The sequence below is a fragment of the Salinibacillus aidingensis genome (assembly GCF_039522525.1).
Lineage (GTDB): Bacteria > Bacillota > Bacilli > Bacillales > Alkalibacillaceae > Salinibacillus > Salinibacillus aidingensis.
On sequence record NZ_BAAADO010000002.1, the window covers coordinates 399428 to 414858 of the forward strand.

At 43.8% G+C, this 15431-nt stretch carries 14 protein-coding genes and 1 pseudogene; all 15 read right to left on the reverse strand.

Annotated elements, in window-relative coordinates; genetic code table 11:
* Positions 1-165: 165 nt before the first annotated feature.
* Positions 166-711, reverse strand: a complete 546-nt coding sequence (locus tag ABD006_RS05570) for a manganese efflux pump MntP (protein ID WP_343839022.1) — start codon at positions 709-711, stop codon at positions 166-168.
* Between the two features lie 75 nt (positions 712-786).
* Entirely contained in the window at positions 787-1833 is a 1047-nt protein-coding gene (locus ABD006_RS05575; protein WP_343838535.1) for an L-threonylcarbamoyladenylate synthase, read from the reverse strand.
* Positions 1834-2102: 269 nt separating this feature from the next.
* Positions 2103-2546, reverse strand: coding sequence for a GNAT family N-acetyltransferase (locus tag ABD006_RS05580; RefSeq protein ID WP_343838536.1), 444 nt, complete (start codon positions 2544-2546; stop codon positions 2103-2105).
* A 61-nt stretch (positions 2547-2607) separates the two neighbouring features.
* The gene (spoIIR, locus tag ABD006_RS05585; protein WP_343838537.1) at positions 2608-3231 is read right to left on the reverse strand and encodes a stage II sporulation protein R; all 624 of its coding nucleotides are present in this window, start codon (positions 3229-3231) and stop codon (positions 2608-2610) included.
* A 121-nt stretch (positions 3232-3352) separates the two neighbouring features.
* Positions 3353-4228, reverse strand: a complete 876-nt coding sequence (prmC, locus tag ABD006_RS05590) for a peptide chain release factor N(5)-glutamine methyltransferase (RefSeq protein ID WP_343838538.1) — start codon at positions 4226-4228, stop codon at positions 3353-3355.
* Positions 4221-5291 carry a peptide chain release factor 1 gene (gene prfA, locus ABD006_RS05595; RefSeq protein ID WP_343838539.1) on the reverse strand — a complete coding sequence of 357 codons (1071 nt, stop codon included), beginning with the start codon at positions 5289-5291 and terminating at the stop codon, positions 4221-4223. Before prfA ends, prmC begins: the two co-directional genes overlap by 8 nt.
* A gap of 550 nt (positions 5292-5841) precedes the next feature.
* Positions 5842-6459, reverse strand: coding sequence for a thymidine kinase (locus tag ABD006_RS05600; protein WP_343838540.1), 618 nt, complete (start codon positions 6457-6459; stop codon positions 5842-5844).
* Positions 6460-6873: 414 nt separating this feature from the next.
* Positions 6874-7119, reverse strand: a complete 246-nt coding sequence (locus tag ABD006_RS05605; RefSeq protein WP_044162427.1) for a type B 50S ribosomal protein L31 — start codon at positions 7117-7119, stop codon at positions 6874-6876.
* A gap of 278 nt (positions 7120-7397) precedes the next feature.
* Positions 7398-8678 carry a transcription termination factor Rho gene (rho, locus tag ABD006_RS05610; protein WP_343838613.1) on the reverse strand — a complete coding sequence of 427 codons (1281 nt, stop codon included), beginning with the start codon at positions 8676-8678 and terminating at the stop codon, positions 7398-7400.
* Positions 8679-9317: 639 nt separating this feature from the next.
* Entirely contained in the window at positions 9318-10289 is a 972-nt protein-coding gene (gene glpX / locus ABD006_RS05615) for a class II fructose-bisphosphatase (RefSeq protein WP_343838614.1), read from the reverse strand.
* A gap of 77 nt (positions 10290-10366) precedes the next feature.
* Positions 10367-11653, reverse strand: coding sequence for a UDP-N-acetylglucosamine 1-carboxyvinyltransferase (locus ABD006_RS05620; protein ID WP_343838615.1), 1287 nt, complete (start codon positions 11651-11653; stop codon positions 10367-10369).
* A 105-nt stretch (positions 11654-11758) separates the two neighbouring features.
* On the reverse strand, positions 11759-12400 hold the full coding sequence (gene fsa / locus ABD006_RS05625; protein WP_343838616.1) for a fructose-6-phosphate aldolase: 642 nt from the start codon (positions 12398-12400) through the stop codon (positions 11759-11761).
* A 94-nt stretch (positions 12401-12494) separates the two neighbouring features.
* Positions 12495-12845 (reverse strand): annotated as a pseudogene (locus ABD006_RS05630) (class II fructose-bisphosphate aldolase); the annotation flags it as partial.
* Positions 12846-13023: 178 nt separating this feature from the next.
* A complete protein-coding gene (locus ABD006_RS05635) occupies positions 13024-13389 on the reverse strand; it encodes a response regulator (RefSeq protein ID WP_343838617.1) in 366 nt (121 codons plus the stop codon).
* A 225-nt stretch (positions 13390-13614) separates the two neighbouring features.
* Positions 13615-15216, reverse strand: a complete 1602-nt coding sequence (gene pyrG, locus ABD006_RS05640; protein WP_343838618.1) for a CTP synthase — start codon at positions 15214-15216, stop codon at positions 13615-13617.
* Positions 15217-15431 lie beyond the last annotated feature (215 nt).

Consider the following 15431-nt stretch of genomic DNA (forward strand, 5'->3'; position numbering starts at 1 on the left):
TGATTTTGGATAAAATAGACGAATTTTATAAAAATCGGATCAATTCCACAATTTCAGGACGGATCACCACGGATCACGCTCCACAATTTCAGGCCGAATCACGTTCCATTCCGCCGCCCTCGATCTCAGCAACAGCCTCAGTCGCAACAGCTCCGAATTTACCACTTACAATAACAGCTGTATCCCAAACGCACAGAGGATGCTTCCGCCGAGCACTTCACTGTAGGAGCCAAGCAGACTGGACGCTTTCCGGGCGAGAATAAAGCCGAGCCAGGTGAGCACCATGCTGAAAAAGCCGAACAAAAACAGGGCTACAACGGTCCGGACGCCGAACATGCCCAGACTCAGTCCCACAGAAAAGCTGTCCAGGCTGACGGTGAGAGCAAACAGGAATAAGCCTAACCCTCTTACTAAGTAGGTATTGTTCTGCTCTGAAAAGGAATGGATAAACATTTGGATGCCTAATACAATGAGGAGGATTCCCCCCACATAGATGGCGAAAGATCCGAATTTTTCCGATAAAATATTTCCAAGTACGATCCCGAAAAACGGCATGAAAATATGGAAAATTCCAATTAATATTCCTATAAAAGCGATTTTCCGCAGGCGGAGATTGAGCATTCCCATTCCTAAACTGACTGAAAATGCATCCATTCCGACTGCAATGGCCATTAATGATAAGGTCAGCCATTCTCCGATTACATATGAAATCATGTGAACCCTCCTCGGACATGCTACCTCCAATATATGCGGGGAGGGTTCGGTTTAGACTAGCTGTTTAAAGTCTCACTTTATGATTTTCGTTGCTGCTTTTTCCAGCCGGTTCATCACGGCAACACCTACTCCCTTTTTCGGAAAGGTTTCCCCAAGGATTATATCCACAGAGGAGTCGTTAAAGAATCGCAGGCAATCGTATATTTTATGGGCCACTTCATGCAAATTTTCCTGTGATCCACAGCTTCTGACCGTGGCGCCCTGATACTGATCGGTGTGCTCCTCACTGGCAATGAGACCGACCGTGTGTCCCTCTTTATTCAGGCGATTGATTTCCTGCTGCACTTCATCAACTCCACCCTCAACTAACCAAAAAGGGGCATCCGGGGCATAATGGGTATATTTCATCCCGGGTGCTTTGGGTTGTTCTTTTTCATTTTTAAAATCGGTGGCTGTTTTGACCGGACCAATGACTGCCTCAAGGTCCTCCTTTGTAGCGCCTCCCGGACGAAGGATAACGGCGGTCTCTCCTGTACAATCCACAACCGTTGATTCCACCCCTACTCCAGTTGCTCCCCCGTCTACAACTCCGTAAATTTTTCCGGTTAAATCATCTAATACATGCTTGGCAGTCGTAGGACTTGGCCGGCCGGATTGGTTGGCACTTGGCGCAGCAACCGGAAGCGCGCAGGCCTTAAGCAGCGCCTGGGCTACAGGATGATCCGGCATCCTGATCCCTACTGTGGATAAACCGGCCGTTACATTTTCCGCGGCTGATCCATTACTCTTTAAAATAATCGTTAATGGACCCGGCCAGAATGCATCCATAAGTTTGCGTGCCTGATCGGGAATGTTTTCAGCTACCGTTTCCACCTGCTCACGGGTGGCAATATGGACGATTAACGGGTTATCCCCAGGCCGGCCCTTGGCTTGAAAAATTTTATCCACAGCTTCCGGAGTTGTCGCATCCGCCCCCAATCCATAAACAGTTTCAGTCGGAAAAGCTACCGCCTCCTGACTCTGGATAGCCGCAGCTGCTTCCCGAATGTTTTCGTTTGTTTCCTGAATTTCTTCTTGCTGAACGTTCCAGTATTTTGTCTCGTATGGTCTGTCTGTCATTTCCGGCACTCCCAGATGAATTTTTTCTGTACTCTATTATGGGCTTGTTGAGGGGGCGTTGGCAAGTCAAGTGAAATCTAACGATTGAAGCGGAATGGTTTTGGATTTTTTAAAAGAATATGTTTCGAACTCTACTCCCCTTCCCGAAACACTTCCATCCACTTTTCCACAGATGCTCCTTTACAGACTTAAAACAACCCTCCTTATCCACAAGGGAAGGAGGGTTATGCACAGGTTATTCACGTTATACACAAGTTTTGCACAATTTATCAAGGGGTTTTATCCACATTTGTGGATGATGTCACGGGGGTCATCCACCATTCTCCCTCTTCACTCGGTTTATCCACAGAAATCGGGGGCTTGCCGGTGATTTTTTCGAATCCCCAAGTTTCAAACAGGGTATCTGTTGATAAACGGTGACTGAAGACCATGAGCTGCTGGTAGCCATTTTCAGCTGCTTCGTCTTTGATCCAGTCAATGAGCGTAAGTAATAGACTTGCCTGCAGCTGCTCGGTAAAATACAAGGTTCGCAGCTGGCCGATTCCCTTTTCTTTGGGAACGATCGCATAAAATCCTCTGCGGCCGCCGTTTATTTCTATAAATCTACCATGGGTAAGCAGCTCGTGGCGGTTCGTCTGGCTTGTCCAATGGTCACCAAAAAACGTTTCGACCGTTGTGGCATCATATTTGCTTGCTGGTACTATGTTTAACATAAAAATCACTCCCGCATCTTCATTTCTAGTATTACTCTATGAAAATGGGGAGTAAATTATGTCAGGAAAATAGATTTTTTATCCAGTCTACAATATTATGGAACCAGTCGATGACAAAAAATTTAACTTCGACCTTTTGTTCATCCGGTGTTGGAGTGGCTGATTCTTCCTCGGCGGATGCTACTGTTGTCCCATTTGAAAAGTCGAGAAAACAGAGGGGCGGAAACAGTACGCACCACCAGTTGTCTCCCTTTCCATCACCAATGGTAATTAACAATGCTTCGTAGGTTCCGGCCGGATAGACCTTGCCCCCATACAGTTTGCTCGGGAATTGGACATCGCCAAATTTTAAATCAAATGTTTGTTTAATGTCGTTTTGCTCAAGAACCGTGCCTACAATCTTTTCTATTTCCGGGAGTTTTGATTGAATCAGTTCACGCGCGCCTTCAATATCGTTCAGCTCGTTCACCCATTTCGTAATTTCTGCATTGACCTGATTGCGGATTTCATGCTTTACTTCCTGGTCCTTCTCGCTGTTGGAATGAGCCAATATTCGAAGGCGAATGGATTCGTCCGGGATCACCTGGTATTGTTCTCCCTGATTCCCATCAGCATTTCCGTACCCTATCATTGGATTATAAAAAAATATAAATGCACTTACAAAGATAAAAATCAACTTCTTCATGACTCTTCTGCCCCCTTAACCTTGCGTTCTGGTCACAAGTATGGGCAGCAATCTAGCATTTTATACATCCAATATAAAAATTTTTAGTTTGATAGATTCTGTTTCTATTCTCATCTATCTATCAGACCCATGAATAGACGATTCGATCCTTCTGATTAATATCCTGAACGACTTTTGGCTCAACATTCGGGAAGGTGGATTGGAGCAGATTCTTTACAGCCCCGCCCTGTTTGTCACCAATTTCAAAGGCGACCAGGGCACTGTCTGCCACGACTTTCGGAAGCTGCTCGATGATTCTTTTATAGGCGGCCAATCCGTTATCCTCGGCAAACAGCGCCAATCCGGGATCATGCAAACGGACTACATCGTCCAGGCTTGCTTCATCTTCCGGCGGTATGTAGGGAGGATTGGAAATAATAACTTCTGCCTTTTGCCCGGCATTTATGAATGGTGTTAAAAAATCACCCTTTAAAAATTCAACATCAGCTTCAAGTTCTTGCGCATTTTGCCTGGCCACATTTAAAGCATCCGCTGAGATATCCACACCCTGTACCTGCAGGGATGGATGCTCCTTTTTCAGAGTGATGGCAATAATTCCAGAGCCTGTTCCCACATCGATAACCTTTACAGGCTGCTTGTCCTTAAATTCCTGAGCAATCTGTCCGAGAGCAAGCTGGACGAGCTCCTCGGTTTCCGGACGGGGGATGAGAACAGCCGGGCTTACGGTAAAATTCCGCCCGTAAAAATGGGCATAGCCTGTCAAATGCTGAACCGGCGTACCGTTTTCCACATGTTGATAAATCTGTTTGATAAATGTGTCCTGAACGGCCTGTGGAAAGTCATCCCGCATCGCTGCCAGGAGCTGGGCTTTTGACATCGACATAAGATCCATTAGCAGCAAATCGGCTACGCCTTCTTCACGGTTATGCTCTTTTAAAAAAAGGGAAGCCCAGCGGCGGGCCTCCCAAAGGTTTGAAAATGCTGTCACATTAATCACCGATTTCTTCAAGTCTGTTGGTCTGCTCTTCAATAATGAGTGCTTCCGTAATTTCATCAAGGTTTCCTTGTAAAACCTGATCGAGCTTTTGAATGGTTAAGCCTATACGATGATCTGTCACACGGGACTGCGGGAAATTGTATGTACGGATACGCTCAGAGCGATCCCCGGAACCAACGGCAGATTTACGTGTTTCATCAATTTCTTCCTGTGCTTCCTGTTGGAATTTTTCATAAACACGGGCGCGGAGAACCTTCATGGCCTTCTCCTTGTTTTTAATCTGGGATTTTTCATCCTGACAGGACACCACAATGCCTGTTGGTTCGTGGGTAAGACGGACAGCTGACATGGTCGTGTTTACACTTTGCCCGCCTGGACCACTGGATGCAAACGTATCGACACGAATATCCTTTTCATTAATATCCACTTCAACTTCTTCCGCTTCCGGCAATGCGGCTACCGTTGCAGTCGACGTATGAATACGTCCCCCGGATTCTGTCTCCGGAACACGCTGAACACGATGGGCTCCATTTTCAAATTTTAATTTGGAATAGGCACCGTTTCCGTTTACCATAAAAATAATTTCTTTAAAGCCGCCAACATCTGATTCATGGGACTCAATCACATCAATTTTCCAGCCCTTGGATTCCGCATAACGGGAATACATACGGAATAAGTCTCCCGCAAACAATGCAGCTTCATCACCGCCGGCAGCACCACGAACCTCCATAATGACGTTTTTCTCATCATTTGGATCTTTAGGGATGAGCAGAACTTTCATCGTTTCTTCAAGTTCCTCCTGCTCGGTGGTCAATTCGGAAATTTCCTCCTTGACCATATCCTGCATATCATCATCTAACTGATCATCAAGCATTGCTTTCGCATCAGTCAGCTCATCCTTCACCTCTTTATAACGGCGGTACTTTTCCACAATTTCCTGGAGATCTGCCTGTTCTTTGGAATACTCTCTTAATTTCTTTGTATCATTAATAACTTCAGGATCACTTAGCATTTCATTTAGTTTGTCATAACGATCTTCAATGGATTGTAGCTTCTCTAACATGTTCTCCACCTCTACTTTTCATAAACCATACTTATTATATTATAGGATATGTACAATGGTCAAAATTGGGATGGAGGCAAATAGGGGATGAACGGCTGCTGAAGGAGCTATAAGCGGGGGAATCAACCATAAAATAAGTCTAAAATATTATGAATTCATCCGGCCTGTTTTCAAATATTGAAAAAGAGGCCGGGATATCACTCATTCGCTTCACCTAAACCGAATAACAGGATATCCTAGCGGAGGAAAGATACGTAGACTCCTGGTCGGTTAAAAGCGGCACGTCCTGTGCCAACACCGACACTAGAACGTCCTGTTCGTCGTGGGAGGAGGGCCTAGGTGAGACCCCGCAGTGCGATAGCGCGAGGAGGCTCACCAGCCGCCCACGGCAAAGAAGACACTACGAAAACGACCTTAGGGAGTTTGAGTAGATGTCGCACTTGTGCCCTTGGGTGAAAGCGAAGTATATTTCCGTAGCGGAGGCCAACACCTATCAACAGTTCAGATTTATTCTTAGCGAGAGCACTTTCGTCACAGCCTCTACTCTGAATTATTTAACGGTTGTTTTTTTTAGCTTGTCCACGATTTCCGGTCTGTTTGGCACTTCATGATGGTGTCGGCAGCGGGGCTCATAGGATTCGGATGCTCCGACTAAAATAACAGGATCATCATAAGAAGCCGGTCTGCCATCAATTAATCGCTGAGTTCTGCTTGCTGGTGAGCCGCACACAGGGCAAATGGCGTTCAATTTCGTTACGGATTCGCTTAAAGCCATTAAATCAGGAACCGGTCCAAAAGGCTCACCGCGAAAATCCAAATCGAGGCCCGCTACGATGACACGGTAGCCCTGTTCCGCTAAGTCCTGACTGACAGCAACGACCTGCTCATCATAGAACTGGACTTCATCGATGCCAATGACGTCATCATTTTCATTAATGTGATCATAAATGTTACTGGAGTGTTCGATGGGTCTGGCAATAATAGAATTTCCGTTGTGGGAAACCACCGATTCATCCGAATAACGATTATCTATGACAGGCTTAAATACCTTCACCTTTAAATGACCGTATGTAGCACGGCGAACCCGTCTTATGAGCTCCTCAGATTTTCCGGAAAACATGCTCCCGCATATAACCTCTACCCAGCCGCTTTGCTTCATGATATTCACTGAAGCCTCTCCCCTTTCCATGCATCATTGCTTATCTCAATCGTTACATATTGATGTTCAAGATTCGATGTTTTTTCAATTTAGCTTTTTGTTGAAGCAGGATTAGTGGTCATTCCTACAGCAGTGGATCCTGTAGAACCATGGCAATGATAAGAAAAATAAAAAGATAATATGAATGGCAAATAATCAAAGCTAAGAATTGATGATTTTCTTCCTTAGTTTATACGAATTTGACGAATAAAAAAACAGGCAAATTTAAGCAAGTTTGCCTGTTTTTTTAACTGTACTGCCCTTTCCTTTAAGGGAGAAAAACATAAATAGATTTGCTTTTAAAGAGGAAAAATCGGCTAATCAGCCGATTTTTTTCTCTTATGTCGAGCTAAAGGCCGATACAGCCGCCTTCGCTTTTCTTTCTTACTTAAGATTATATTTTTTCTTAAAGCGGTCTACACGTCCGCCTACTTTGTCGGCTTTTTGCTTACCAGTGTAGAATGGGTGGGATGCAGAGCTGATTTCCACGCGAATGAGTGGGTAAGTGTTGCCATCTTCCCATTCAATGGTTTCATCAGATGATTGAGTTGATCCGCTCAAGAATTTGTAATCTGAACTTGTATCAAGAAATACAACTTTTCTGTATTCTGGATGAATTCCGTTTTTCATGCTTTTCCACTCCTTTTTGCCCTGAATCCTTTGGAAACAGAGTAATTGTCGAAAATCGCAGTTAGACGATTTTAGTTTGAATTTAAGCTCACATGAACAGATTATACCAAGCTGATATTCTTTTTGCAACCATGATTAGAATCGGTCAATTAAATTTAAAATGGCTGCTTAAGCTTAAGAACAATACCACATGTGCCTGTTATATAATAAAGTTTCCCAATGCTGTTATACAAATGCACCCACATCAGGCCTGTGCATAAAAACTTCACGCTATCAAATCAGACCCGCTTCACTTTCCCTTTCATTTCTTTCTCCATCATTTGGAAGAATTCTTCGTTCGTTTTGGAACCTCTTAACCTTCTCAGGAAGCGTTCCAGGAAATCAGGGGAATCCTGCATCGTTTTATGGATGGCCCACATTTTCTCAATATGTGATTTCGGTAATAGCAGTTCTTCTTTTCGTGTACCGGATTTGGCAATATCGATCGCCGGGAAGATTCTCCGCTGAGCCAGACTACGATCAAGGTGTAACTCCATGTTTCCTGTTCCTTTGAATTCCTCATAAATGACATCATCCATACGTGAGCCTGTATCCACCAGGGCAGTGGCTAAAATTGTTACACTGCCACCTTCTTCAATGTTCCGGGCGGCTCCGAAAAATCGTTTAGGGCGGTGGAAGGCTGCCGGGTCAATACCCCCGGATAAGGTTCGTCCACTTGGAGGAATGACCAGGTTATAGGCACGGGCCAGTCTTGTAATACTATCCATAAGGACGACCACATCTTTTTTGTTTTCCACTAAACGCATGGCACGTTCCAGCACAAGCTCTGACACTTTAATATGGTTATCCGGCAGTTCATCAAACGTTGAGCTTACAACATCTACATCATCATGTACGGACCGTTCAATATCGGTCACTTCCTCTGGACGCTCATCAACAAGCAGGATGATTAGCTTCGTGTCCGGATGGTTGACCGAAATACTGTTAGCGATTTCCTTTAAGAGCATCGTTTTCCCTGCTTTTGGCGGGGCCACAATCAATCCCCGCTGTCCATAACCGACAGGGGCCATGATGTCCATAATTCTGGTTGAGAGATTGTTCGGTTTGGTTTCAAGCTGCATTAAACGATCTGGGTATAAAGGAGTTAAGGCTGGGAAGTGAACCCGTTCTTTTGCTGTCTCAGGGTCCTCGCCGTTAACTGCATCAACATGGAGGAGTCCGTAGTAGCGTTCATTCTCTTTTGGTGGTCTTACTTTTCCTGAAACTTTATCCCCATTTCTTAAATCAAAGCGCCGAATCTGTGAGGCTGAAATGTAAATATCCTCTGCACTCGGTGAATAATTGATCGGTCGCAGGAATCCAAATCCTTCTGAAGGGATGACTTCCAGAATTCCGTCCATAAACAGAAATCCGTCTTTTTCAGCCTGTGCTTTTAAAATAGCAAAAATTAATTCTCGTTTTGTTAATTTACTGTAATACGAGATTTTAAAATTTCTCGCCTGTGTATATAATTCTTTTAATGTCATTGTTTCTAGTTGTCCAATTGTAATCGTTGACACAATATCACCACTTTTGCTTTCTATTAATTAAACTTATTTAAAATATAACAATATGAAACCATTAAATAGGAAATCCTTCTGGAGAGAAGAATATGAAGTGATTCTGTTCTGAAGTCACTTTGAACAGGGGGATCTATTATAAAACATTATCATTTTAACCTTATTTGTATAATTTATTCAATACAAAATGTGAAATTCCTTTATTTTGTTTGAACTTATACTTAATCTGAAGAACAATTAGTATAAGTGCTTAACCTGCCGCAGTTGAAATACACTTCGCTTTCCGCGGGTGAGCCTCCTCGCTCCGCTGCGGGGTCTCACCTGTCTCACTTTTCCCGCAGGAGTCTACGTGTATTTCAACTGCTAGTGAAGTTATTGTTATTTTAATAAGAATATTTTTTATTTAGATACCAGGCTTTAAGTTATCTGGATTAGTCAGAGATCTTCCCCTATAGCTGCTATAGCTACTGAATAGGCGATAATGGTCAAAACGCGAGCAAAAGTTAACTAAATCTCCTTCGATACTCAAATAAAGGAATGCATTTATGGATTAAAACTGACCGTTCATAAATACCCCAAAAAACCTTCATATGAGAAGTGCTAAGCAGGATGTTCTCTGCTTAGCACTTTTTCTATTTGTTAGCTATCTTTCATCACAAGGTTTGGTTTTTTCTGCAGGCTGTGATTGCCGTCGATGAATCGTACTGTTCCCGATTTTGCCCGCATGACGACGGTTTCGGTTGTTCCTTTGGAGCCCTTAAACTGCACGCCTTTCAAAAGCTCGCCGTCTGTAACCCCTGTGGCTGTGAAGATGGCATCGTCTCCGCCACAGAGATCCTCCATGGTGAGTACGCGGCTTACGTCATCGATGCCCATCTTCAAACAGCGTTGGTATTCTTCGTCATTCTGTGGAACTAACTTCCCTTGAAGCTCACCGCCTAAACATTTTAAGCCAACAGCTGCTAAGACACCTTCAGGGGCGCCGCCGATTCCAAGCAGCATGTCGACACCTGTATGATCAAAGGCTGTATTAATGGCTGCGGCAACATCGCCGGCTGGAATCAGCTTAATACGGGCTCCGGCCTCTCGAATATCCTCAATAATGCGGCTGTGACGTTCACGGTGCAGTACCGTTACGACCACATCTTCCACATCTTTATTTTTCGCTTTTGCCACAGCTTCCAGATTATCTTTTACCGGAGCATTAATATCAATTTTTCCTACCGCTTCAGGGCCTACTGCGATTTTATCCATATACATATCCGGAGCATGCAGCATTTTGCCCCGATCCGTAACAGCTAAAACGGCTAAGGCATTCCAGACACCTAAGGCAACAATATCGGTTCCTTCCAGTGGATCCACCGCAATGTCCACTTCCGGACCATCGCCACTGCCCAATCTTTCACCGATGTAAAGCATGGGAGCTTCATCTCTTTCTCCCTCTCCAATGACGACTCTTCCTTTCATCGGGATGGTATCAAAAACCTTTCGCATGGCTGTTGTCGCTGCATCATCAGCCTCTTCCTTCTTTCCTTTTCCCATCCATCTGGCAGAGGCTAATGCCGCCGCCTCTGTTACCCGAACGAGTTCCATTGTTAAACTTCTTTCCATGGTTAGTTCCTCCCCTGATTTTCTCTATCTCTTTATCTTTTTATATTTTCTCTCATATCCCATGGAAAACAATGTCATTACGAATTCTGGAATTGTTCAGCTTCTTCCTCCGTCATATTTTCACGCCATACATTTGCACCCAGCTGTTTTAATTTTCCTGTCAGGTCTTCATAGCCTCTGTCAATATGCTCCAGCCCGGCAATTTCCGTGATTCCCTCTGCCACGAGGCCTGCAGCCACAAGTGCCGCTCCAGCCCTGAGATCAGTTGCTTTTACTTTAGCACCTTCCAGCTGTACGGGCCCGGCTACAACAGCTGAACTTCCCTCAACCTTTATATCTGCATTCATGCGCCGCAGTTCATCAATATGCTTCAGGCGTGACTGGTAAATTGTATCCGTTACAATCCCAGTTCCATCTGCCTGAGTAAGCAGGGTTGTAAACGGCTGCTGCAAATCTGTCGGGAACCCCGGATAAACCAGCGTTTTGATATCAACACTTTTCATTCTCTTATTGCCACGAACAATTAATTGATCCTCAACAACATCAATAATGACTCCCATCTCCTGCAGTTTCGCAATAATGGACTCCAGGTGTGTCGGGATGACATTATCAATCAGAACCTCTTCACCAATCGCTGCCGCAATAATCGTATAGGTTCCTGCTTCAATACGGTCAGGAATAATCGTATGCTGACAGCCGCTCAGGTGATCGACCCCTTCTATTCGGATCACATCGGTTCCTGCTCCTTTAATCTTTGCACCCATACTGGTTAAAAGCGTGGCCACATCAATAATTTCCGGCTCTTTAGCTGCGTTTTCAATCACAGTTTTTCCTTTTGCCTTTACAGCAGCAAGCATAATATTGATGGTTGCGCCAACACTAACCACATCTAAATAAATTCTTGCCCCTCTTAATTCATCCGCTCGAAGGTAAATCGCTCCCTGCTCATTGGTCACCTTAGCTCCCAGGGCTTCAAATCCTTTAATGTGCTGATCAATCGGGCGGGGACCCAGATTACAGCCACCAGGAAGACCGATAACTGCTTTTTTAAAACGCCCCAGCATGGCACCCATGAAATAATAGGAAGCACGGAGCTTTTTCACCTTCCCATTCGGCAAAGGCATGGAAATCATAGCTGAAGGATCAACGGTAATATCCTGTCCGGACTGATCCACCTTACCGCCGATTTCTTCAAGCAGGTTTCGTAAAATTTGTATATCCGATATATACGGAAGTCCCTCTATAGTGACGGGGGACTCAGCCAGAATGGTAGCAGGAATCAGCGCAACAGCACTGTTTTTCGCTCCGCTGATTCGCACCTCACCTTTGAGAGACTTCCCGCCCTCCACTAACAATTTTTCCATCTTGATTACGCTCCTCTAACAACTACCAAAAGTTGTAAATGGTTGTATCTATACTTCCCTATAGATTTTATACAATTATTTTTTACCATATCATAAGATTTATGCTTACTTCTGTTGATTCCAATCATTAAGAAATTTCTCAATTCCCTGATCGGTTAATGGGTGCTTCACTAAACTTTTCAGAACCTTCAAAGGGACAGTGGCAATATGAGCACCGTTTGCGGCTGCTTCTGTCACGTGCATAGGATGGCGTATGGATGCTGCAATAATTTCTGTGTGGATATCGTGGATGTTGAAAATGTTAGAAATCTGGGCGATTAAATCAATGCCATTGTGGCCAATGTCATCAAGCCGCCCGAGAAACGGAGATACATATGTAGCGCCTGCACGCGCTGCCAGTAATGCCTGATTTGCGGAGAATACTAAGGTTACGTTGGTCTTGATATGCTTATCACTTAGAGTTTTAACGGCTTTTAGTCCTTCAAGAGTCATTGGAACCTTAATGGTTATATTCGGTGCAATGGCTGCGAGTTCCTCTGCTTCTTTTAACATTCCGTCCGCATCCTCGGAAATGACCTCTGCACTGACAGAGCCGTCAACCTCAGCAGTGATTTCCTTTAAACGATTATGAAAGGAGACACCCTCTTTAGCCACAAGGCTCGGGTTGGTCGTTACCCCTGCTAATACTCCGAGTGCTTTTGCTTCCCGAATCTCCTCTATACTTGCAGAATCGACAAAAAACTTCATGATATTCCCTCCCCTTTAATTTCAGTCATGCATGAAAAGGAAACCATCCCTCAGACGGCTTCCTTTTATAAATGTTATGACTTGTTTGATGAACCAAAGTTTCCTCTAAAGGATAATGAGAGCCGTCGATCATAACGGAGGTGAAGCCCGCCTGAATGGCTTCAGCACATTTCTCAAAACTGGATCCGTGATCAAGATGAATCGCGATAGGTACAGTTGAGCCATAGGAGTCCATCAATGATTTAACGATAGAAACCGCAACATTAAACCCACCCATGTAACGCGCTGCACCCTCAGATACACCTAAAATAGCAGGAGACTTTTCTTCTTCAGCTGCCTGTAAAATCCCTTGTGCATATTCAAGGTTATTCAAGTTAAACTGCCCGACTGCATATCCGTTGTCTTTCGCCTTGTTAAGCATTTCTTTCATGGATACTAACGGCATGACAGAGCCTCCTTTTACACATACGAGCTGTCTTTGAGATAATCCTGACATCCTTACTTTATGTAAATCTTATCACTTTTATAGCATATCAAGACAGACTACCATGTGCAACAAAAGGAGCGCCAACCGCTGTCGACAAAAACGTTCATAAAATGAGTGTTTTAGCCGAATGGACTTCCTAGGAGACATGTTGCTTTAACAGGCTTTTTACTTCAGCTACATCAAAGGGCTTCTCCAAAAATTTCTTTACATTCGATGGGGTTTCCTTTAAATCGGTCTCCTGAATGGAAAAACCACTCATTATACAAACCCCTGTTTCCTCACCGAAGCGTTTTTCCAGTTCTTCAGCAACTTGCCTCCCATTCATTAGAGGCATATTATAATCCACAAAAACAAACGCAGGCTGTCCGGTTTCACATTCCTTCAGCATTTCCTGGCCGTTCTCAAATTCCTTCACCTCATAGCCTGCATCTAAAATAATTTCTTTTAATAATAATCGTATGCCCATTTGGTCATCTACAATGTACATCATTTTTCCTTCCATTAACATCACCCTATGTATAACGTATTTAAACCGTTCACAACACACACACCTTTACATTTCGATATAATCAGAAAAATTCCTCTATATTTTTTACATAATTGGTGATTTTTGAAAGTTTTTGCAGGATGAGAATTGGAAATATGAAAGGGTTAAGTTGAATGCTAACAAAAAAGGCTGATACCAAAAGTGCCCACATGACACTTTCAGATCAGCCTTTGTGCATGGTTAATTTTTATGATTCAGGGATTCTTTGACAAAGTCACGGAACAATGGCTGCGGCTTTGTTGGTCTGGATTTAAATTCAGGATGGAACTGGGAAGCCACAAACCATGGATGATTTTTTAATTCAATAATTTCCACTAAACGACCATCAGGGCTTGTCCCGGAAAATACAAATCCGTTTTCCTCCATTTGCTGGCGGAATTGATTGTTAAATTCATAACGGTGACGATGGCGCTCATAAACGACCTCATCCTGATAGGCTTCGTAGGCTTTCGTTCCTTTTTCCAGCTTACATGGATAAACACCGAGACGAAGGGTTCCGCCTAAATCATCAATGTCTTTTTGTTCAGGTAGCAGGTCAATCACAGGTGCTTTGGTATCAGGTTTAAACTCTGATGAATGTGCGTCCTTCATTCCTAATACGTGACGGGCAAATTCGACGGAAGCAAGCTGCATACCTAAGCAGATTCCAAGGAAAGGAATGTGATGTTCTCTTGCGTATTTGGCCGTGGTAATCTTTCCTTCAATGCCCCGGTCACCAAAACCGCCTGGAACAAGAATTCCGTCTGCCCCCTTTAAAACTTCGGCAACATTTTCTTCATGAACATCCTCGGCATTGATCCATTTAATATCGATGTCTGAATTATAGGTATAGCCGGCATGCTTAAGCGCCTCAACGACGGATAAATACGCATCCTGCAATTCAACATATTTACCAACCAGTGCAATCGTTACGGTTTCCGTCAGGTTTTTTACATTGTCGACAAGCTTATGCCAGTCAGTCATATCAGCGGATTCACAGGATAATCCAAAGTGGTCACAGGTAAGTTCATCCAGCTGCTGTTCTTTAAGCTCCAGAGGAATTTCATACAGCACGTCACAGTCCTTTAACTCAATAACCGCTTTTTTATTGATGTCACAGAACAACGCAATTTTATCCTTCATTCCCTGACTGATTTCCTGCTCTGTTCTTAAGACAATGGCATCCGGCTGAATCCCAAGTGAACGGAGCTCCTTCACGGAATGCTGGGTCGGCTTTGTCTTCAGTTCGCCTGCTGCCTTAATGTAAGGTACGAGTGTACAATGGATGTACATCACATTGTCTTTACCGATATCGCTTTTGATCTGGCGGATCGCTTCTAAAAACGGAAGAGATTCAATGTCGCCAACTGTTCCTCCGATTTCGGTAATGACCACATCGGCATTGGTTTCTTTCCCGGCACGGAGAACCCGATCCTTGATTTCATTCGTAATATGAGGAATAACCTGAACGGTGCCTCCCAGATATTCTCCTTTACGCTCTTTGCGGATAACAGAAGAATACACCTTTCCTGTCGTTACGTTGCTGTATTTATTTAAATTAATGTCGATAAAACGTTCATAATGCCCGAGGTCCAAGTCTGTTTCTGCACCATCTTCGGTAACAAAAACCTCGCCATGCTGGTAAGGGCTCATGGTTCCGGGGTCCACATTGAGATAAGGATCAAATTTCTGAATGGTTACGCTCAGTCCCCGATTTTTTAACAATCTGCCCAGTGATGCAGCTGTAATTCCTTTTCCTAATGAGGAAACAACCCCACCCGTTACAAAGATGTATTTTGTCATTTTCTACCCCTCTTCCATTTCTAAAGCTAAATAGTATAAGTGAAAATTATAGCTGATTCCTAATTGACTAAAAATATGTACGGCCTTAGTTTGACCGATTTAAGTAAATATAACCAAAAGAATACGCGGGTTGTCCCGATTCTTTATAGAGCTTATCATTCTCTATATAAAATACGAAAAGCGCCCCCGACTTATCATCGGGAGCGCTTCAATCC